Origin of the sequence: Acinetobacter sp. 16 (assembly GCF_033439925.1) — a bacterium.
Classification (GTDB): Bacteria; Pseudomonadota; Gammaproteobacteria; order Pseudomonadales; family Moraxellaceae; genus Acinetobacter; species Acinetobacter junii.
The window spans coordinates 1655747-1676494 of the sequence record NZ_CP137746.1 but is presented as its reverse complement, the minus strand read 5'-3'; the positions used below and the strand labels follow the sequence as shown (position 1 = coordinate 1676494).

19 protein-coding genes and 1 pseudogene are annotated in these 20748 nt (G+C 36.7%); 10 read left to right on the top strand and 10 right to left on the bottom strand.

The genetic code is table 11. The features are described 5' to 3' along the window. Positions 1-89: 89 nt before the first annotated feature. Positions 90-1758, top strand: a pseudogene (locus R2H34_RS08265) (FMN-binding glutamate synthase family protein). 57 nt (positions 1759-1815) lie between these two features. Here the strand turns inward: R2H34_RS08265 and R2H34_RS17940 are convergent. The 8 genes from R2H34_RS17940 to R2H34_RS08220 form a co-directional block, all read right to left on the bottom strand. Continuing rightward, a protein-coding gene (locus R2H34_RS17940) for an IS5 family transposase (protein ID WP_410487167.1) occupies positions 1816-2635 on the bottom strand; the annotation gives its coding sequence in 2 pieces (ribosomal slippage) (positions 1816-2251 and positions 2250-2635; 822 coding nt in all). 94 nt (positions 2636-2729) lie between these two features. Continuing rightward, entirely contained in the window at positions 2730-3368 is a 639-nt protein-coding gene (locus R2H34_RS08250) for a hypothetical protein (protein ID WP_004954654.1), read from the bottom strand. 17 nt (positions 3369-3385) lie between these two features. Then, entirely contained in the window at positions 3386-4114 is a 729-nt protein-coding gene (locus R2H34_RS08245; protein WP_017397306.1) for a hypothetical protein, read from the bottom strand. Between the two features lie 46 nt (positions 4115-4160). Further along, the gene (locus R2H34_RS08240; protein WP_075696434.1) at positions 4161-4685 is read right to left on the bottom strand and encodes a DUF4124 domain-containing protein; all 525 of its coding nucleotides are present in this window, start codon (positions 4683-4685) and stop codon (positions 4161-4163) included. Between the two features lie 79 nt (positions 4686-4764). After that, the gene (locus R2H34_RS08235; RefSeq protein ID WP_004954660.1) at positions 4765-5793 is read right to left on the bottom strand and encodes an alpha/beta hydrolase; all 1029 of its coding nucleotides are present in this window, start codon (positions 5791-5793) and stop codon (positions 4765-4767) included. Next, complete coding sequence (locus tag R2H34_RS08230; RefSeq protein WP_318342553.1) at positions 5793-6929, bottom strand: YdcF family protein; 1137 nt, start codon at positions 6927-6929, stop codon at positions 5793-5795. Before R2H34_RS08230 ends, R2H34_RS08235 begins: the two co-directional genes overlap by 1 nt. Before the next feature lie 7 nt (positions 6930-6936). Further along, the gene (gene murB / locus R2H34_RS08225; protein WP_004954664.1) at positions 6937-7971 is read right to left on the bottom strand and encodes a UDP-N-acetylmuramate dehydrogenase; all 1035 of its coding nucleotides are present in this window, start codon (positions 7969-7971) and stop codon (positions 6937-6939) included. A gap of 16 nt (positions 7972-7987) precedes the next feature. Next, entirely contained in the window at positions 7988-8500 is a 513-nt protein-coding gene (locus tag R2H34_RS08220; RefSeq protein ID WP_004915470.1) for a low molecular weight protein-tyrosine-phosphatase, read from the bottom strand. 117 nt (positions 8501-8617) lie between these two features. On the opposite strand from R2H34_RS08220, the gene R2H34_RS08215 reads away from it, so the two are divergent. Together R2H34_RS08215 and R2H34_RS08210 are read left to right on the top strand one after the other, a co-directional pair. Beyond that, positions 8618-9778: an iron-containing alcohol dehydrogenase gene (locus tag R2H34_RS08215; protein ID WP_004954669.1), complete on the top strand. Its 1161-nt coding sequence runs from the start codon at positions 8618-8620 to the stop codon at positions 9776-9778. Continuing rightward, positions 9775-10215: an acyl-CoA thioesterase gene (locus R2H34_RS08210; protein ID WP_039047860.1), complete on the top strand. Its 441-nt coding sequence runs from the start codon at positions 9775-9777 to the stop codon at positions 10213-10215. The genes R2H34_RS08215 and R2H34_RS08210 overlap by 4 nt, the downstream gene beginning before the upstream one ends. Positions 10216-10254: 39 nt before the next feature. Here R2H34_RS08210 and dnaX read toward each other — a convergent pair whose 3' ends face one another. Further along, a complete protein-coding gene (gene dnaX, locus R2H34_RS08205) occupies positions 10255-12324 on the bottom strand; it encodes a DNA polymerase III subunit gamma/tau (protein ID WP_151830559.1) in 2070 nt (689 codons plus the stop codon). Between the two features lie 197 nt (positions 12325-12521). Between dnaX and R2H34_RS08200 the strand changes: the two genes are divergently transcribed. Next, entirely contained in the window at positions 12522-13682 is a 1161-nt protein-coding gene (locus tag R2H34_RS08200; RefSeq protein ID WP_125272223.1) for a cupin domain-containing protein, read from the top strand. Between the two features lie 119 nt (positions 13683-13801). Here the strand turns inward: R2H34_RS08200 and R2H34_RS17935 are convergent. Then, a protein-coding gene (locus R2H34_RS17935; RefSeq protein ID WP_378222793.1) for an IS5 family transposase occupies positions 13802-14621 on the bottom strand; the annotation gives its coding sequence in 2 pieces (ribosomal slippage) (positions 13802-14237 and positions 14236-14621; 822 coding nt in all). A 325-nt stretch (positions 14622-14946) separates the two neighbouring features. On the opposite strand from R2H34_RS17935, the gene R2H34_RS08185 reads away from it, so the two are divergent. From R2H34_RS08185 to R2H34_RS08160, 6 genes are all read left to right on the top strand, one after another. Further along, the gene (locus R2H34_RS08185) at positions 14947-15513 is read left to right on the top strand and encodes a TetR/AcrR family transcriptional regulator (RefSeq protein WP_318342550.1); all 567 of its coding nucleotides are present in this window, start codon (positions 14947-14949) and stop codon (positions 15511-15513) included. Positions 15514-16011: 498 nt separating this feature from the next. Then, complete coding sequence (locus tag R2H34_RS08180; protein ID WP_004915442.1) at positions 16012-16323, top strand: ArsR/SmtB family transcription factor; 312 nt, start codon at positions 16012-16014, stop codon at positions 16321-16323. An 81-nt stretch (positions 16324-16404) separates the two neighbouring features. Next, on the top strand, positions 16405-18102 hold the full coding sequence (locus R2H34_RS08175; RefSeq protein WP_318342549.1) for a SulP family inorganic anion transporter: 1698 nt from the start codon (positions 16405-16407) through the stop codon (positions 18100-18102). Between the two features lie 201 nt (positions 18103-18303). Next, positions 18304-19500: a serine/threonine transporter SstT gene (gene sstT, locus R2H34_RS08170; protein WP_004915436.1), complete on the top strand. Its 1197-nt coding sequence runs from the start codon at positions 18304-18306 to the stop codon at positions 19498-19500. Between the two features lie 12 nt (positions 19501-19512). Then, complete coding sequence (locus R2H34_RS08165; RefSeq protein ID WP_004954688.1) at positions 19513-20193, top strand: YoaK family protein; 681 nt, start codon at positions 19513-19515, stop codon at positions 20191-20193. 3 nt (positions 20194-20196) lie between these two features. Further along, positions 20197-20736: a DUF2058 domain-containing protein gene (locus R2H34_RS08160; protein WP_004915432.1), complete on the top strand. Its 540-nt coding sequence runs from the start codon at positions 20197-20199 to the stop codon at positions 20734-20736. The last annotated feature ends 12 nt before the right edge of the window (positions 20737-20748 follow it).

Here is a 20748-nt window from a genome sequence, read left to right as displayed (position 1 = left end):
TTCTCATATCTAACAATTCATTACTTGAGGTCATAATCAGTTCTTGGCATGGTGCTATTATCAAAAATGATTAAAAGGTATGATTGTTTATGGCTAGCCCAGCCCAAGCGATAAGACATAAATTACTCAATACATTCTTCTCTAGACATTCGATTTGGTTTCTTTGCATATTTATTGCACTTAGCATTACGTGGTTTAAAACAATCTACACGCCACATAGTATTTACTACTTCATTTCTGACACTTTATTAAATGGTTTGTGGCTGGTTACGAGCCTGTTAAGTGTGGTTGGATTGTATGATTTACTTCAAAAAAAACATGCCATTTTAAGAAACTACCCAATTATTGGTCATTTTCGTTTTTTTTGAAGATGTCCGTCCTGAAATTCGCCAATACTTTATAGAAGCGGATCAGGATGCCTTACCTTTTTCTCGTATGCAGCGAAGTTTGGTTTATCAACGTGCAAAAAATGAAAATGCTGATAAGCCATTTGGTTCAATTATCGATGTATATGAGCCAAACTATAGATTTATTGTGCATTCGATTGCGCCGTGCCCACCTGCAGATACAGAAACATTTCGTGTACTGATTGGAAACCACCAATGTAAACAGCCATATAGTGCTTCCATCATGAATATTTCCGCCATGAGTTTTGGTAGCTTAAGCGCAAATGCCATTAGAGCTTTAAACAAAGGTGCCAAATTGGGTAACTTTTATCATGATACAGGTGAAGGCAGTCTCAGCCCTTATCATCTAGAACATGGTGGTGATATCGTTTGGCAAATTGCTAGCGGTTATTTCGGTTGTAGAACAGCGGAAGGACTTTTCGATCCTGAAAAATTTGCTCAACAAGCTAAAAATCCTAAAATCAAAATGATCGAGTTGAAACTATCTCAAGGTGCTAAGCCTGGGCATGTTGGGATATTACCCAAACATAAAATTACAGAAGAAATTGCACAAATACGTGGAGTTTCAAGAGAACATGATTGTATCTCGCCTGCAAAGCATCCTAGTTTTAATACGCCTATTGAGATGATGCATTTCATACAAAAGTTAAGAGATTTATCAGGTGGTAAACCTGTCGGTTTTAAACTTTGTATCGGTCAACCATGGCAGTTCATGGGTATTGTTAAGGCCATGTTGGAAACTAAAATTGTTCCTGATTTTATAGTAGTTGATGGTTCAGAAGGCGGAACAGGTGCAGCACCGATTGAATTTAGTGATTATATTGGCACCCCCTTAAGAGAAGGATTGCGATTTGTTCATAATACCCTTGTAGGCGCAGGTCTACGCAGCCAAGTTAAAGTTGGTGCCAGTGGAAAAATCATTAGTGCTTTTGACATTGCAAGTACATTTGCTTTAGGTGCAGACTGGGTCAATTCTGCACGCGGTTTTATGTTCGCTGTTGGTTGTATTCAAGCTCAAAGTTGCCATACCAACCAATGTCCAGTCGGCGTTGCAACGCAAGATAAAGATCGCCAGAAGGCAATTGATGTTCCAAGTAAAGCTGAACGAGTGTTTAACTTCCACAAAAATACATTGCATGCATTATCAGAAATGATCGCTGCAGCAGGACTCAAACATCCATCAGATATCAAAGCGCATCATCTCGCTCAGCGTATGAATGATCGTGAAATCAAAAATTATGCACAGATTCATTTCTTCTTAAAAGAAAATGAATTGCTACAAGCTGATTTAAACGATGATGAGAATTTCTATTATCGTATGTGGAAATTGGCTAATGCAAAAAGTTTCTAACGAAATTGAGCCACTCTTTGAGTGGCTCTAGTTTAAAGAATAGACCTCTTGCAAAAATCATTTTTTAACCAACTCCATGTTGTAAATTGCAGCAATTAAATTCAGACGTAAACCCATGCGTTTACGCCTATTTCGATAACGTGTAGCCAGAATTCTAAAGGTCTTTAATTTTCCATTGACGTGTTCAATTCGAATACGACGTTTACTAATTTCCCGATTTATTTGCTTCTGTAATAAAGTTAACGGCTTCTTTTTACTTGCCTTGAATGGCATCAGGCATTTTATCCCCAAACGATTTAAACCTAAATAACCTTTATCAATCAGCATAAAGGCTTGATATCTCTGCTTTTTACGTTGAGCCTTAAACAACTGGAAATCATGTGTACTCCCATGTGTAAGACCTAATGAAATAATCTGCATCGTTTCATAATGAATGATGAGTTGAGCTTTGATCGTATGTCGTTTTTTCTTACCACTGTAGAATCTTTTCTGTTTTTTTGGGACGCTCAATTGTCATTTCAGTTGCATCGACAATAACAACATTCCAATCTATCCATGCACCATGCGGTAGTTTCTTAGGTAAATGAAATTTATCAGATTTTATTAAAATATTTTCTATTTTATGAATAATTCTGGACGCAGTTGATTCGTGGATTCCATAACTCATAGCAACATGAAAGAGCGTGCGATATTCACGCCAATAACTTAGCGTCATTAACAGTTGGTCTTCAAGTGAAAGACTCGAAGGCCTACCTCGTTGAGTATTGACTTGGCTTGACTCTAATACTTCAAGCATTTCTAAAAAGGTTGAGGGTTGTATTCCAATCAGTCGTTTAAACTGACTATTTGATAGCATCTTTACTTTTTCATATTTCATGTACTCATGATAGTAGAACATGACTTTTTAATGTGGATAAAAAACAAACAAAACGTTGATCGTTTTTTGATTTTTGCAAGAAGTCTAATATAGTTTAGCGGCTAACTAATCGATATATGGCAAAAATTGGAATCATCAAAATCACAAGGAATTTTAAATAATACGTCCAACTATAAAGACTACCCTTACCCTGCCAAATTTGAACTTCTACAGATTGAAACTGAATATTCGATGCCTCCATCAATTCAGCATGAACATCGTAGTGAACACCATTACTCTGTTCACTGATGGAAAATGGATCTGAACTAGCAATTAACAGTACAGGTTCATTCATCTCATACTTATGTTTATCATCTGATTGAAAGATTTGCGGTTGATATCCATTAGAGGTTTCACTCTGGACTCCTCCTATCCACTTTAAATTGACCTCACCTTCATTTGGTGCAATACCTTTAGCAACTATCACAAACCGATAAGGATTCTTATTCGATTCCCCAAGAAAACCAATAGCAACACTTGGACGATCAAACGTATCTTTGGGTTTATTAATAACAGCTTGATTTAGCTGCTCTAATTCACTAGATGTCAGACGCACTGAATTAACCAATGCTTCACCATATTCCCCCACCTTTGGTTCATGCGTTGTTTTACCACATGCCACCAATCCTACAAGAATAAATACAACAGCTAGAAACTTTAAACTTGTCTGTTTAAGAAATAAATTTTTAATCATTTTTATCTACAATCTTATTAAAAAATGCCTACAGAAATATGCTTATCTAAAAACCAGCGTATCACAGGACCTTGTTGTTCTTGCGGTAGTGAAAGAATGTATTCAAAAGTCCTCACCACAACTTCACATTGTTTATTCTTATCCTCAGCAGTTTCACCTGAATTGATTAAATCTGCTTCAGCACCGTAGTCTTGTCTAAGTTTATCAGCAACCTGAGACCATGCCTCTGGCGCTTGCATACGATCAACAACTGAACGCTTTCCATTATGAGTCAATATATAAGTTAATGCTTCACTAGACTGCTGCTGAGTGTTCTGACTTAATAAAGCTCTGCGTTGTTGCGGTGAAGTTTTACTATATAAAGGGAATGAAATTGGGAAACAATCACCTTTCCGTTTGGCATCATACAGTTGTTGAAGATAAGCATTCGCCCATAAACGTTGCCCCTCATCATCTGCTTTTTTCTCTATTATTTCTCTAAGCTTCCACCACAATGTACTGCTCACGCTTGTTTCAATCTCATTTACATTTACGACACCATTTGCCGTTTGTTGTATAGATTCATAATCTTTGCTGGCATATTGTTTGAGTGGTTGCAACAAAACGATTTGGTCTAGAATATTCTGTCGTTGCGCAATTGGATTATTTGCATCTTGAGTATTTGCAGGTAGCTCCTGATGAGAGCAACGATTAAGCATAAAAAAAATTATAAAAATAAACCCTATAACAATAAAAACAACTTTCATTGCATATCCCCATATTCTTAGTATCAAAAAATTTGTTGCTAAATATTTAAGTTCGCTTGAATGGACACGTTGAACTTTTTTGGGTGAGTAATGTGTTTGTGATTGCATTACAACTCATATAGATACTACCTTCAGCCGTACATATTCTTGCTGCATACATCTGCCGACTATTCTCGATGATCTGCATCTGTCTACCAGCATAACGCGCTAAGCGTTGTAAGGTCTCTATTCGCTGTTTACATTCAGGAAATTGCACAATGCCTCGTTGAAACTCAGAAGACTGATCTATAGCTATCTTAGTTTTATTTAGTGCAGAATCTTGAGTGTAGGCATTTCTTTCATTCTCAGTTGTGCGTTGCCGCTGAAGCTCGCTCTTTCTACAATCATGCTCAAAGCCATTTGAAATCGAGCCCATACACGCAGTTTTTTGAGTAGTTTTCGCAGCACAAGGATGACTTTGATAAGTTGTGCCCTGTGGAGAAACACACTTGTATAGATCTTGAGCAAAAACAGACGTAGAAAAACATAAAAGAATAGAGCTAAAGAAGCTCCAAGATGCACCCCTTATCATGCACACCCCTATGATTTAAATTTTCATTTTTTATATTGTTAAAAATTGTATCATCTAAATCATTGGTAAAAAAGAAATATTAGTAATAATAATGATTTGGCTTAGCATGTAAAAAAGCTGGAATTAAACCTGTTAGTGCAGCACGAATATCTGCACGTTCATTGATTAATTGATGTGAACCTTCTTCTAGCATCAACAAGGTTTGTAGTCTAAATTTACGACGTATATATTCAATGTTATAGCGCCAATCTACAGTTTGATCGAGCGCACCCTGTGCTAGCCAAACAGGAATACGACAAGCTGGACGTTGTTCCATTTCCAACATCCATTTCGACATCGCAAGAATCCAATCCATTCCCATCATTCTTGGTTGCAATGGATCTTTTAAACGCACAAATCGCAAAAATTCAGGATTATGATTATTGCGACGGAAGTGTCGAGGTACTTGGCTTTTTATACGGCGTATAATCCCTAACCCAACAGAATTATGCCACCAAGCCGTTTTCGCTGGACGTATTAATGGTGATAATAACAATACACGATCAACTATTGGATCTTCACGTCGCTCGGCAAATTCTAATAGATGATGCATCCATATTGCACCGCCAGTACTTTGCCCGATTCCCAACCACGGACGTGGCAATTGTTTTGCATGATGAACTGCGTCATAAACAGCATTAAGAACCTGTTGGTAATGATCAAAGTTCTGAATACTAGCAGGTGAACCATTACTTAAACCGTGACCAGGAAGATCATAGGTAATTACACTAAATCCTTGATCCAAGATTTCTTTGATAATCGGTTGGTAAATCCCGCTATGTTCCAGATAACCATGTAATAAACACACAGTACCCTGAATTTTTTCTATTTTGGGTTGAAAGACCTGTACATGTAAACGAAACAATGGCATTTCTACATAACCTTGCCAATGCTCACATTCCAACAAATGCAAACCATACAGCTTACGATATGCTTGTAATGGCTTAGTTGGTTCAAAACTTACTGTCAAATCTAGTGGTTCAAGAACTTGAGGAGTGGTTTCTCGATTTGGAATAGGTAAATCAAGTTGCTTTAAGATCGTGGGATTTAGAAATGGAATATTTGACATTATGGTATCTCCCGACAATCACTAGAGCCAAACAACATATCACGAATTGTAGCTAACATCTCATAGTTTGCTCGTCGACTATGATCATAATTTTGCTCACTAGGACGCCATTTCGTTAATTGCGTCGGCATAGGCGCAATCACTGGAACAGTCTCAATACCATTTAATGCAAATAAACGACGTGTGCGAGGCATGTGGTATTCATCCGTGATCAAAAGTACCGTTGGTGCCCCGCCTTTTTTTTGTAATAACAAAGAACTAAACCGAGAGTTTTCGCAGGTATTCATACTTCTTTTTTCAAGTAATTTTGCTTCAATGCCTCGTTCCTTTAACCAAGCTTGCATATACGGTGCTTCAACACCACTCAGCACAATCGGCAAATCATATTTTTTCTCTATTTCTAATGTCTTTTCCAAGCGCAGGCGTGTGTAATTATTTACCACAATATCTTTGCCATTTGCGCCTAGTGTCAATCCACCACCCAATACAACAATCGCATAAGGCTCAGAGCTATTTCTTGAAGTCTTTGTCTCAACTTTATTTTTTTTCAACTCGAGCAAATCTGTATTTGTTTGCTCAGCTGAATCCTCAGAAGCAGATAAATCAATAGGATAGCTTTGTAAAAAGTCTAAATACTTTTCCATTTGTATTTTGGTATTAGCTGTATCCGATTGCAAAAAATCGAAAGGTGTACTTGCTGCGCTTGCAGAACTTTCTCGCTCTTGAACCGATGATGCTGCCTGAGCTAACAGAGGAATTTCCTGCTTGGGTTCTTCAGCATTTTCTTTTTCTTGCTCTTCTAATATTAACTGTTGCAATACTTTGTAACGCGCTTGAATTAGACCCAAATCCTCAGGTTTTTCTGATTGAAAGGTCTTTTCCATAAGCTTTAAATAAGCTTGTCTTGCAATCCATAGATCTGAACCAGGCTCTAAAGTTTCATGCTCACTCAACGCAGCAGATTTTTGGCTTTGTGCTGCAACTTGATTAACTTCTACAGGAACAAAGTAATTTAATCCTTTGACAATTAACTGAGAATAAAATGGTGAATATAAAAAAAGTACAAAACAGCCTAATAGTACAAAAAGTATTGTAAATACTCGTACTAAACTCACCATCCAATGTACTTTCGCCATATTCTCCTCATTCACCGTGTGGTTGGATCAAACCTTGCTCGTCATACAGCACTGGTTCAGGTTCTAAACTGATACTGAATTTTTGCTTTACGTCATGTTGCACGGCTTTATATGTATTTTTCACATCAGTCAAAGTTGCATCAGCATAATTGACTAAAACTAAGGCTTGTTTGTGAAACATTCCAACAGAACCTAATTGTTTACCTTTCCAACCTGTTTGATCGATCAACCATCCAGCGGCAACTTTAACACTACCATTTGCTTGTGGATAATGAGGAATGTTTGGAAATTGTTGTGCAATTTTGTCAAAGCTCATTTGACTGAGAACAGGATTCTTAAAAAAGCTCCCCACATTTGGATACTCTTTAGGATCAGGCAACTTACTTTGTCGAATCAAGATAACTTGCTTTTGCAAGTTTTCAGCGCTTTGTTCATCACCAACAGCTTGTTTTAGATCACCATAATTCAGTTTTAAATCAGCTTGCTTCAATAGCTTAAAGGTGACAGCAACGATGATATAACGATTCGGAAAATCTTTAAAAATACTATGTCGATATGCGAATTTACAATCTTCAGAGGAAATAGAGGTGAATTGCTCTAACTCACGATCATAGACTTGAACAGACTCAATAAATTCACCAACTTCAACACCATAAGCACCAATATTTTGTACAGGTGAGGCCCCAACTAACCCAGGAATTAATGCAAGATTTTGTAAACCAAACCATTGCTGCTTTGTTGTATATAAAACGAAATCATGCCAAGACTGCCCTGCACCAACATTTACAGTAACTGTGTGATTATCTTCACGAACAACCTCAACACCTTGAATATTTAAGTGCAGCACAAGAGCTTGAATATACTGAGGCAACAACATATTGCTCCCTCCAGATAACACTAAAACATTGAGATTATTCTGTTTAGCAAAATCTAAAGCTTCAACGACTTCATTGGCATGATTGATTTGCACATAGTGTGATGCTGTAGAATCTAAGTTCAGGGTATTCAATGATTTAAGCTGAATGTGCTCTTGTATATGCATATTGTGTTGAATCCTATTACCCTGCACTGATTTGATTTTTTAAAATATTGACCCAAGCCAAACTACTTGATTCGCACTGATTAAGTACGCGATCAAAGCCTTCCGCTCCCCCATAATAGGGATCAGGTATAGCTTGCCGTGTAAATTCAGGATCATGCTCACTCATTAATGCAATTTTTGAACGTACTTGATTGGAACCAAACTGATAAATTGCATGAGTCTTCAAATGTTGCACATCCTTGAAATTCTCATGATCCATTGCCAAGATCAAATCGAAATCAAGAAAATCATTCAATGTAATTTGTCTAGCACGTATAGTCGATAGATCGTAACCGCGTTTACTTGCATGCTGTTGGCTGCGTAAATCTGGAGCTTTATTTGGATGGTAATTGCTAGTTCCAGCAGAATCGACAATCACATCTAAACCATGCACATCACAATAATGTCTGAGAATCGCTTCTGCTGTTGGAGAGCGGCAAATATTTCCTAAACAGACACACAACACCTTATATGGCGTTTTGGATGGCATAATCACCTCATTGGTACACTTTAACAGGCGTCTTATGTTAATTTATTTAAGTCCTGAAACCTATAGCCACCACATATAAAAATGTTGTATTTATTATGAAAAAATAAGGATATATGTATGAACCATTTCCAATTTCAAACTGTCCCAAACATCATTGCAGGGCTAGGTTCAATACAAGAGCTAAAAAATGTTCTATCTCAACATCAGTACCATAAAGTTTTATTGGTTACTGATGCTGGCATGTTACAGCATAAACTTCATTTACCGATATTAACCATTTTAGATCAACTTGGTCTGGACTTTGTCATCTATTCAGATATTCAAGCAGATCCCCCTGAACATATCGTGTTAGAAGCTGTGGATTTTGCTCGACAAGAAAAAGTAGATGTTGTGATCGGATTTGGTGGCGGTAGCTCCATGGATGTCGCAAAAATCATCGCTTTACTTGCACATCCGAATCAACAACAGAATTTAGGTGAGATATATGGTATTAACCAAGCAAAATCACCACGTTTAGCACTAATTCTTGTACCTACCACTGCTGGAACAGGCTCTGAAGTCACACCTATTTCTATTGTGACCACTGGCGCTACCACAAAAATGGGCGTTGTTTCCCCAATCCTATACGCAGATGTTGCCATTCTAGATGCAACATTCACTCAAGGTTTACCTGCGCACATCACGGCGGCGACGGGTATCGATGCAATGGTACATGCGATAGAGGCTTATACATCAAATATTAAGAAAAACTTCTACGCAGATATGCTGGCAAAGAACGCATTAAAACTCCTCAATCAAAATTTAGCCAAAGTCCTAAAAAACGGTTCAGATATGGAAGCACGCCAAAACATGTTGGTTGGCTCGATGCTTGCGGGACAAGCATTTGCAAACGCACCAGTCGGTGCAGTTCATGCACTTGCCTACCCATTAGGTGGACATTTTCATTTATCACACGGGCATACAAATGCTTTAGTTTTGGTTGAAGTACTTAAATTCAATGCACCTAATGCGAAGCAACACTATGCTGAATTAATGCAATTGCTCGACCCTCGCAGTACAGGTTGTACGGATGGCCTATGTGATCTGTTTATCGATCATATGCAAAACCATCTTGACCAAAGCGGTTTAACTTTAAAACTTAATGAATTGAACATTCCAGAAGCTAAACTTCCACAACTTGCCAAGGATGCGATGCTTCAAACAAGACTCTTGCAGAACAATCCAAGAGAAATGACCGAACAAGATGCACTCAATATTTATCAGGCGATTTATGCATGAGCAAACCGACTTTAAAACGACGTGACCAATTCAAGTTCTTTTTCCCAATACAAACCCGTTGGGCGGACAATGATATTTATGGACACGTCAATAACGTGACTTATTACAGTTATTTTGACACCGCTGCTAATTCATTACTGATTCAAAAAACAGGTTTCGATATCCATAACAGTGAAATCATAGGTTTAGTGGTGGATTCAGCCTGTAGCTTTCAACAGGAACTTTCTTTCCCAGAAATTATAGAAGTCGGTGTTGCGATTGGCAAAATCGGTAATTCATCGCTCAGATATGAACTCGCAATTTTTAAACAAAATCAGGATGAAGCAGCAGCCCAAGGACATTTTGTGCATGTATTCGTTGACCGTAAAAGCAGAAAAAGTACGGCTATTTCAGTAGAAATGAGAAACGTACTTGAACAATATCAACTTATTAGTTAATAACTAAAGCGATTTTTACTTTAGTTATTACTTTCTGAATTAGGGCTTGAGCTGAACATTGGCTAACTCTGCATCAAAAGTTTCTATCAAACTTTTAATTGTAGGCTCTTGATTGAGTAGTTCCACGGCCCGATCAAATGCTTTTTGTTTCCGTGTCGCTTGCATAACGAAAGGTGTCACGGAATCCATCTTCCTATATTGCACAGAAAATTGCGTATTGATCCATTGCGATTTCAAAGCATCTTCTAGTGCATGTTGAAGCTGAGTTAGCATTCCCTCGTATTCTTGAGGAATATGAAATACAGACTTGCCATTAATCTCACCAGTCATTAATCCATGCTGTGCAAGTTCTTGGACAGCAGGTGACAATTCACTATTTCTAAACCAATATTCCCACTTTTCTAAATTCCATTCTCCCTCTAGAGATTGTTCTTTAAGTTTTAAAATGTCTTGAGGAGATAAATTAGATATTGGCTCATTTTCATGGGACTGCTTTGTTGTGGCAATTACTGTGTTGTAAGGCTCAACATCTTCAACAACCGGTGTATTTTCAAACAATTCTAAATCATGAGTTATTTGAGTATTTATATCCAAATCTGAAACTGAAGAATCTTGTGCTGCTTCATCTGGTGATACTGGAAATACAAGAAAATCTTCAGCTTCACTTAAGCCTGAATTTGATACAGGTTTTTCTAAAGGCGATGTCGTTTCTAACCCTATCAACTGACCTTCAGCAGCATCAAATACCATGACACCACTCTCTGCAACTGGTTCAGATTCAGGTTCAGGTTCAGGTTCAGGTTCAGGTTCAGGTTCAGGTTCAGGTTCAGGTTCAGGTTCAGGTTCAGGTTCAGGTTCAGGTTCAGGTTCAGGTTCAGGTTCAGGTTCAGGTTCAGGTTCAACATTAACCACTTCTGACCGAACAGCAAGCAGGTTCTCTACTTTTACATTTTCTGAGAACTGTTGAGTTTCATTTATCGAAATTGGCGTGACAGAGGTTGTCTTGACTGTCACTTCGTTTAACTGCATCGGTCTAAATGCGAGCAACCGTAGAACAATCATTTCGAAACCTTGCTCTTGTGTAACAGCAAGTTGAATATCTGAACGACCTTTACATGCAATTTGATAATAAAGTTGTAAATCTTGCGCCGAAATTAATTTTGAAAGTTGCAAAATCTTTCGATTGATTTCTTCACTATATTTCAGAGCCAAATCAGGCAGATATTGTAATAAAGCCAACTCATGCAAGGTAGAAACCAATTGATCTAAGACCAATGATACATCTAAAGCTTGCTGTCTAAATTGCAATAATAGCTGACTAACACGAGCTTGTTGATTCTGATGAATGGCTAAAATCAGATCATAGATAATCGTACGATCAATTAGACCAAGCATTTCTTTAACATCTTGATGATGGACAGCACCCTGACCATAAGCAATCGCTTGATCTGTCAAAGATAATGCGTCACGTAAAGAACCTTGAGCAGACTCAGCAATTTGCCAAATTGCATCACGATCAGCATTGATGCTTTCTTTATCTAAAATTGTTGTTAAATGCGTTGTAATCTCATCGACAGCCAAAGGTCTGAGCGTAAACTGAAGACAACGAGAAATAACGGTAATTGGTAATTTTTGCGGATCAGTGGTCGCAAAAAGAAATTTTACATGTTCTGGCGGCTCTTCTAATGTTTTTAACAATGCATTAAACGAATGCGTCGAAAGCATATGCACTTCATCGATAAGATAAACTTTAAAACGACCTTGTGTTGGTGCATAAGGAACGTTATCAAGCAACTCACGTGTATCTTCAACTTTCGTTCTTGATGCCGCATCAATTTCAATTAAATCAATAAAACGACCCTCGTTCACAGCTCGACATGTTGCGCAGACTTCACAAGGGGTTGAAGTCACACCTGTCTCACAATTCAAACACTTGGCTAAAATACGTGCAATCGTGGTTTTACCGACACCACGAGTACCTGTAAATAAATAAGCATGATGCAAACGACCACGTTCTAATGCACTTGTTAAAGCGCGAGAAACATGGTTTTGCCCCACTAACTCATTGAAATTACGTGGACGGTATTTTCTTGCCAGTACTTGATACATGTATGCTCCTTATTGCGTCTTTAGCATACTTTGTTTTTGAAACGCTGTGAATGAATACAAAACTGTTTGATCAAGATTAAATAGTTTGATCATGCACCATTCCTTACAGAGTTAAAACAATCTTGCGCATCAAAGCTTGCAACCAAAATCAACTCAAAGGACAATATACATCTTTTGTAGATTTGGCTTTTAATCCTATGTCACACGCTTTAGATGTTTTAGGTGGTATCACCGCAGAACAATTTTTAACTGAATATTGGCAAAAAAAACCGTTATTGGTACGTAATGCCTTACCAGAAATCATAGGATTATTAGAACCAGATGATGTTAAAGAGTTAGCGCTTGAAGAGGATGTGAGTGCTCGACTCATTCGACAAAAAAATAAAGATCCAAATGAATGGCATGTCAAATCATCTCCCCTAACCAAAGGTGATTTTCAAAAGCTACCTAATCTTTGGACGATCTTAGTACAAGCTGTAGATCACTATTCTTTTGATGTTGCTGAATTATGGAAAAAATTTCCATTTATTCCACAATGGCGCCGCGATGACATCATGGTGTCTTATGCACCCAAAGGTGGATCTGTAGGTAAACATTTCGATTTTTATGACGTTTTTCTCGTTCAAGGCTATGGACATCGTCGTTGGCAGCTTGGTCAAATGTGTGATGAATCAACTCAATTTATTCCTGATCAACCGTTAAAGTTATTGGCTGACATGGATGTTCAGTTTGATGAAATCCTATCTCCTGGTGACTTACTTTACGTTCCACCTGGTCTCGCACACTATGGTGTCGCAGAAGATGACTGTTTAACGTATTCTTTTGGCTTTCGCATGCCAAATCTCTCTGAAATGATTGATCAGGTGAGTGATAAATTTGCTGAAAATGCACTATTAAAAAATCCTTTAGAGGATATAGCTCGCCAACAAACCGCGAATATCGGTGAAATAAATTCGACTGAATTTTCTTATTTAAAAGCTGAATTATTGAACTACCTCTCTCAAGCACCTGAGTTTGATGCGGCGATTATGTCGTATATGAGTCAGTCAAATTATCCAAATAGCATTCCTGAACCTGATGAAATCGCAGCAGAAGATTTAATTGAAATTATCGGTACAGGTTATCAACTCATGCTTGAACCAGCCTCAAAGCTACTCTACAGAACTCAAGCTGATGGTTTAGATTTTTGGGCAAATGGTGAAAATGTTTGTATTTCCAAGTCATTTGAAAACCAGCTAAAACAAATTGCTGATGGGCAAAGCATTTCATTTGATGAAAATCTAAATCAACCAGAATATTTAGAAGATATTGCTGAACTTTTAAATAATGCTGTTGTGATGTTGCTCCCTCCAAATTAATCTCATCAGCGCCTCTAGATGAGATTATATTGATCGGAAAAATTCCAAAAGTTTAAATACTTGATTACGATCATATAATTTCTTCTAGAAGGTAAAAATTATTAGACCTCTTGCAAAAATCATTTTTCAACCAACTCCATGTTGTAAATTGCAGCAATTAAATTCAGACGTAAACCCATGCGTTTACGCCTATTTCGATAACGTGTAGCCAGAATTCTAAAGGTCTTTAATTTTCCATTGACGTGTTCAATTCGAATACGACGTTTACTAATTTCCCGATTTATTTGCTTCTGTAATAAAGTTAACGGCTTCTTTTTACTTGCCTTGAATGGCATCAGGCATTTTATCCCCAAACGATTTAAACCTAAATAACCTTTATCAATCAGCATAAAGGCTTGATATCTCTGCTTTTTACGTTGAGCCTTAAACAACTGGAAATCATGTGTACTCCCATGTGTAAGACCTAATGAAATAATCTGCATCGTTTCATAATGAATGATGAGTTGAGCTTTGATCGTATGTCGTTTTTTCTTACCACTGTAGAATCTTTTCTGTTTTTTTGGGACGCTCAATTGTCATTTCAGTTGCATCGACAATAACAACATTCCAATCTATCCATGCACCATGCGGTAGTTTCTTAGGTAAATGAAATTTATCAGATTTTATTAAAATATTTTCTATTTTATGAATAATTCTGGACGCAGTTGATTCGTGGATTCCATAACTCATAGCAACATGAAAGAGCGTGCGATATTCACGCCAATAACTTAGCGTCATTAACAGTTGGTCTTCAAGTGAAAGACTCGAAGGCCTACCTCGTTGAGTATTGACTTGGCTTGACTCTAATACTTCAAGCATTTCTAAAAAGGTTGAGGGTTGTATTCCAATCAGTCGTTTAAACTGACTATTTGATAGCATCTTTACTTTTTCATATTTCATGTACTCATGATAGTAGAACATGACTTTTTAATGTGGATAAAAAACAAACAAAACGTTGATCGTTTTTTGATTTTTGCAAGAAGTCTAATATATAAAAATTAAAAAAAGAAATATATGCAATAATTTGATTATTATAAATATTTCCATATTTTCAACTCCTTATTTTTTATCATATATTTACAGTTGTTAATAAAAAAACAGTTAAATAAATAAAGCCATTTTTCCCTATGATAATTGACCAATACCATGTAAAATTCCGCCAAAATTGCATAACAGGATGCAAAAACAATGCTCTGTGTGGCAATGAGCAAACTTGAGGCTATGTATGTCAAAAAAAGAAGATATTATTAACACTGCTTTAAAACTCTTTAATTCGCATAGCTATAATACGATTGGGGTTGATCGTATTATTAGTGAATCTGGCGTAGCCAAAATGACATTCTATAAATACTTCCCATCAAAGGAAAAATTAATCGAAGAATGTCTACAGCAACGTAATATCAATTTGCAAACATCATTAAATGCCTCACTATCCGCTTGTGATCCAAATGATTACATGAGTCAACTCAAAACTATTTTTAAATGGTATGAAGCTTGGTTCAACAGTGAAGATTTTAATGGCTGTATGTTTCAGAAAGCTTTGGAAGAAGTGATTAAGATTTACCCATCAACGTTAGAACCAGCAACAAAATACAAAATTTGGTTAACCACACTTGTTCAAGGTTTGCTGACCAATATTGGTATCCGAAACCCATCTCATCTTGCGACATTAATCGTAAGTATCTTGGATGGGATGACCATTCAAGCACATATTAATAGACATTCTGTTGATATGGATGAATATTGGATGCGAGTTGAGCATTTAATTGCTTTCGAAAAAGCGTTGCCTTAAGTCAGCGCTTTTTATAAAAATGAGTAAAAGAGAAGAAAAAAGTAAAGCGTGATTTATAGTTATTAGAATATCTCACGCTTGCGTCTGAGTCGGAAAGAATAATAAATATTATTACCCTCTGGCGGTCGTACAAATTGCACATCCCGATCCTTTTTATGCAGACAGATCATTCTGTCTTGTTTAAAAGTATACACCCATAAGTAACTTTCGCAATCTTTTTTTAAATTTTTTTATATTCTTTATTTAAATTAATTACATATTTTTATTGTTTAGTTTATTTAAAAGAAAATCAGTTTTTAGAATCAGAATCAAAAACAAGAAAAGCAAACCAAATCTCCTTTTAATCCAAAATTGCCAACTCACGATTAAAATTGAGTTAACTTATCATTTTTTCTTATATGCATCTTCACTAAAAACCATTGCATTTATCCACTTTTACTACATTTTTACCTTTTAGTCATTTTATACTAAACTTTAGTACAGTTAGATGAGGTGAATATGCAAACAAGTCTTGAGATTGAAGCAATGAGAGAATCAGCAAGTTCAATAGTAAATGTGCTTAAATCTCTAGCAAACACAGATCGTCTAATTATTTTGTGCCATTTAGCTAAACAAGAGTTAAATGTATCTCAGATTGAAGAACAAACTCAGATTTTCCAGCCGACCTTATCTCAGCAGCTGATGATGCTAAGAAAAAGCAAAGTTGTCTCAACACGTCGTGAAGGAAAGCAAATTTTCTACTCCATTAGTGATCCTAAGTTACAAGTTGTGTTAACAACATTGTATGAGAACTACTGTCCAAATATTTAACGTTCATAAAGTTAGATTTAAATTTTAAGCTATTGGCTTTTCCTGCATAATATCGTTATAACGATATAAACTTTGATATGCATGAAAAAAATAGATTTGAGTATAAGCACTCTTTTTCCAGCTTTTAAATGGCTAAAAACGTATCAAATATCGAGCTTTAAATCCGATTTGATTGCTGCTTTTATCGTTCTCGCAATGTTAGTACCACAAGGTATGGCTTATGCGATGCTTGCTGGTTTGCCACCTGTTATGGGTATTTATGCAAGCATATTGCCGATGATTGTTTATGCTTTCACTGGCAGCAGCACTACGCTATCGATTGGTCCTGTTGCAATCATTTCGATGATGGTCTTTGCAACACTAAATCCATTATTCCCTGTCGGTAGTCAGCAATACATCGAAGCGGCTTATCTATTGAGCATGATGGTAGGAGTAATCTCGCTAGTTCTAGGATTATTGCGCTTTGGTTTTTTAATACAATTGATTAGCCATCCAGTTATTCAAAGTTTTATCATTGCTTCTGCATTACTGATTGCTCTCGGGCAACTTAAGTTTTTATTAGATATACCTCTTCAGTCAAATAATATTCCTGAATTTATTTCTAGCTTAGTCAAACATATACAAGAACTTAGCTTAATCAGTTTAATTTTCAGTTGTGCCGCCATATTAATTTTAGTTCTTTTACCAAAATTTGTGCACTCAGTTTTCCTGGCTCGAATTATCCCATTAATCGTTGTTATCTCATCAATCATTATCGTGGCAATATTTGATCTGGAACAAAATAGTTTAAAAACCGTCGGCACTATCCCGAGTGGTTTACCACATTTTTATTTTCCGTCATGGGATTCTGAGCTTGCTTTTAAGCTCTTACCTAGCGCGTTTATGATTGCCATGATTAGCTTTGTAGAATCTCTTGCAATCGCTCAAGCCACTGCTCTACAGAAACGTGATGACTTAAATATTAGTCAAGAACTCATTGCTTTAGGATTCGCAAACATCGCAGCAAGTATTAATAATGGCTTTGCGGTTTCAGGTAGCTTGTCACGCACTGTGGTAAATAGTGATGCAGGTGCAAAAACACCGATTTCAGGCATCCTCTCCTCTCTCACTATGATTTTAGTCTGCTTGTATTTTACAGGTATCTTTGAAACTCTTCCCCTAACTGTATTAGCCGCTACAATTTTAGTCTCCATTTGGAAACTCATCACTATCGCTCCCTTTATCGAAACATGGAAATATTCAAAGGCAGATGGTTTTGCGATGTTAATAACCTTCCTCGGTGTAACATTTATTGATATTTCTACAGGTCTGATTATTGGTATTGGTCTTACTTTTATCATGTTGCTATGGCGTGTCAGCCGTCCACATATAGCTGTGATCGGTCTGATAGAAGGAACTCAACACTTTAGAAATGTATCACGCTATGATGTCATTACTGTTCCGACTATTGCCTCTTTTCGTATTGATGAAAATCTAAGCTTCTTAAATGCACATGTATTAAAAGGCTATGTGATTACTGAACTTAGTCAAAATGCAGAAATCCGACATGTGATTATAAATTGTTCAAGTATCAGCAATATCGATCTTAGTGCATTAGAAATGTTGGAAGAGTTAAATAAGGAACTCGCGCGTCTTAATATTAAACTACACCTGTCTGAAGTGAAGAGTCCTGTGATGGATCGTTTAAGAAAATCAAAGCTCGTGGATGAATTAACAGGTGAAATTTTTCTTTCGCATTATCAGGCAGTTCAAAGCATATCTCCTATTGAAAAAAATTAAGAGGACAGTAATAAATGCTGTTTTTTTATGCAAAAAGATAAAATGCTTTCTGATAAAACATTTGCAAAAACATTATGTTAATTTTTACGCAATTTTTTAATTAATTCATCATCAAAAAAAATTTTATTATTCAGGGTGGTTAGGTATAGAATACGGCGCTTGTTTAACCTTAAACCGCACATGGGTTTGTAAGGCCTTTATATGTTTAGTGTACTGTCTCGCTTAAGTTTAGTTACCAAAATTATTATCGCTATTTTTTTAGGAATTGGCGTGGCAATGCTGTTTCCTAACTTTACACCTTATTTAAGTTTATTGGGTGAATTGTTTATTAAAGCTTTGAAGTCTGTTGCACCCATTTTAGTTTTCGTGCTTGTGTTATCTTCAATTGCGAATTTTAAAGTTGGACAGCATTCAAACTTAAAACCTGTCATGACCCTCTATGTAGTCGGTATGCTACTCGCTGCATTTAGTGCAGTGATTGCAAGTATTGTTTTCCCGAGTCAGTTGTTTCTTCATCTAACTACACAATCAGAACTACAAGCACCTGGTAGTTTAGCTGAAATCTTAAAAAATCTTCTTTTAAGCTTTATTGCAAACCCAGTACAAGCAATTAGTGAAGCAAACTTCATTGGAATTTTAGCTTGGGCAATTGGTTTAGGCATCGCATTGCGTCATAGTTCTGATACAACCAAAAAAGTACTTACAGATGTTGCAGATGCGGTCAATAAAATCATTCATGTTGTTATTGGATTCGCTCCAATCGGTATTTTCGGTTTAGTCGCTGTTACTTTTGCTGATGCAGGTTTGGCTACTCTTTCAAGTTATGCCCATTTACTTGCGGTACTTCTTGGTACGATGTTCTTCGTTGCTCTTGTAATTAATCCAATTCTTGTTGGAGTTACAATGCGCTCGAATCCTTATCCATTAGTTTTCAAATGTTTGAAAGAAAGTGGTATTACTGCTTTTTTCACGCGCAGCTCAGCAGCGAATATTCCTGTGAATTTAGATTTAGCTCATCGTTTAGGTGTCAATGAAGCAACTGCGAGTGTTTCGATTCCTCTAGGCGCAACAGTAAATATGGCGGGTGCAGCTGTAACCATCACTGTATTAACATTAGCTGCAGTACATACGTTGGGTATTCACGTTGATTTAAGCACAATGCTTATTTTATCAGTTGTTGCCACAGTATCCGCTTGTGGTGCATCTGGTGTTGCTGGTGGTTCTTTATTGCTAATCCCTGTTGCATGTAGCCTATTTGGTATATCATCAGAAGTCGCAATGCAAGTGGTTGCTATTGGTATGATTATTAGTGTTTTGCAGGACTCAACTGAAACTGCATTAAACTCATCAACTGATGTTTTATTCACTGCTGCAGTAGATTTTCGTAACCGTCAATAATCGTAGGTTATTATGCCTTTACAACGTTTACCAAACTGGATTCAAATCGGTGCTTTTTTATTGGCATTGAATGCAGGAATGGTAAACGTTTTAGGCTTATTTACCGTTCTTCATCAATCTGTTTCTCATATGACTGGAAATGTCAGTATGCTTGCAATGAGCTTACTGGACTGGCAACCTGACCACTTTATTTACTTAGCTTTAGTTGTTATTTGTTTCGTTATTGGTTCCTTTTATAGTGGACTGATTTTAGGAAATAGTAATGTGACTTTTGGTCACCATTATGGATTTCCGCTCAGCCTTGTTGCTATATTTTTATTCCTCACATGGCTGCTCCTCCCTTACTTCCCTCGTTATGGTCTTCTTTGGGCTTGCGTTGCAATGGGTGTTCAAAATGCAATGGTTAGCCATTACAAAGGAGCAATCATTCGCACCACACATCTGTCTGGAGTTTTGACAGATATTGGTTTGACAATTGGCTACAAAGTTCGAGGTTTAAAAATTGAAAATAGGCGTATTTTTTTACATTTTCTAATTTTTACGGGTTTTTTAGTGGGTGGATTGATTGCCAGTTTGCTTTATCCTTATTTAAAATTACAAACTTTTCTCATACCTGCAGGACTGAGTCTTGTATTAAGTATGACTTATTGGATCGTTTATTTTCGCTCTTCATCACACTCAGATTTGGATTGAATTATGGTAAAAAATGCATTACAAGCTCAATTGCTTAAAGCGGGCTTAGTTGATAATAAAAAAGCGAAGAAACTAACCAAACAAGCTCAGCACGAACAGCGCACTGGACAAAATGATGATGCTGAATTAAAAGCTGAAATTGATCGTGCAAAACAAGAGAAATTAGCAAAAGATCAGGCATTAAATTTAGAAAAGCAAAAAATTCTTGAAGAAAAAGCGTTGAAAGCCTCGATCATTCAAATGATCAAACAACATAAAGTTGAAAATACAGAGGGTGATATTGCTTATCAATTTATTGATGAGAACAAGATCAAAAAAGTTTACATCAATCAACAAATTTATAATGCGCTGGTATCAGGTTCTCTTGTTGTCGCAAAAGATCAGGAACAATACGCATATCTACCAAAGGCTTTAGCCGAGAAAATTGATCAAAAAATGCAAGGCTTCATTTTGGTTAATAATAAAGATGAGAAAAATGACCAAACTACAGATGAAGAAGATCCTTACGCAGCATATGTGATCCCTGATGATCTGATGTGGTAATTGAATGTAATA

Excerpts from the sequence above, each read along its gene's own strand:
- R2H34_RS08185 (WP_318342550.1), top strand. The coding sequence starts at position 14,947 with ATGTCAAAAAAAGAAGATATTATTAACACTGCTTTAAAACTCTTTAAT.
- R2H34_RS08180 (WP_004915442.1), top strand. The coding sequence starts at position 16,012 with ATGCAAACAAGTCTTGAGATTGAAGCAATGAGAGAATCAGCAAGTTCA.
- R2H34_RS08215 (WP_004954669.1), top strand. The coding sequence starts at position 8,618 with ATGAACCATTTCCAATTTCAAACTGTCCCAAACATCATTGCAGGGCTA.
- R2H34_RS08175 (WP_318342549.1), top strand. The coding sequence starts at position 16,405 with ATGAAAAAAATAGATTTGAGTATAAGCACTCTTTTTCCAGCTTTTAAA.
- R2H34_RS08230 (WP_318342553.1), bottom strand. The coding sequence starts at position 6,929 with ATGGCGAAAGTACATTGGATGGTGAGTTTAGTACGAGTATTTACAATA.
- R2H34_RS08245 (WP_017397306.1), bottom strand. The coding sequence starts at position 4,114 with ATGAAAGTTGTTTTTATTGTTATAGGGTTTATTTTTATAATTTTTTTT.
- R2H34_RS08235 (WP_004954660.1), bottom strand. The coding sequence starts at position 5,793 with ATGTCAAATATTCCATTTCTAAATCCCACGATCTTAAAGCAACTTGAT.
- R2H34_RS08220 (WP_004915470.1), bottom strand. The coding sequence starts at position 8,500 with ATGCCATCCAAAACGCCATATAAGGTGTTGTGTGTCTGTTTAGGAAAT.
- R2H34_RS08210 (WP_039047860.1), top strand. The coding sequence starts at position 9,775 with ATGAGCAAACCGACTTTAAAACGACGTGACCAATTCAAGTTCTTTTTC.
- R2H34_RS08250 (WP_004954654.1), bottom strand. The coding sequence starts at position 3,368 with ATGATTAAAAATTTATTTCTTAAACAGACAAGTTTAAAGTTTCTAGCT.
- R2H34_RS08160 (WP_004915432.1), top strand. The coding sequence starts at position 20,197 with ATGGTAAAAAATGCATTACAAGCTCAATTGCTTAAAGCGGGCTTAGTT.
- R2H34_RS08165 (WP_004954688.1), top strand. The coding sequence starts at position 19,513 with ATGCCTTTACAACGTTTACCAAACTGGATTCAAATCGGTGCTTTTTTA.
- dnaX (WP_151830559.1), bottom strand. The coding sequence starts at position 12,324 with ATGTATCAAGTACTGGCAAGAAAATACCGTCCACGTAATTTCAATGAG.
- R2H34_RS08240 (WP_075696434.1), bottom strand. The coding sequence starts at position 4,685 with ATGATAAGGGGTGCATCTTGGAGCTTCTTTAGCTCTATTCTTTTATGT.
- murB (WP_004954664.1), bottom strand. The coding sequence starts at position 7,971 with ATGCATATACAAGAGCACATTCAGCTTAAATCATTGAATACCCTGAAC.
- sstT (WP_004915436.1), top strand. The coding sequence starts at position 18,304 with ATGTTTAGTGTACTGTCTCGCTTAAGTTTAGTTACCAAAATTATTATC.
- R2H34_RS08200 (WP_125272223.1), top strand. The coding sequence starts at position 12,522 with ATGTCACACGCTTTAGATGTTTTAGGTGGTATCACCGCAGAACAATTT.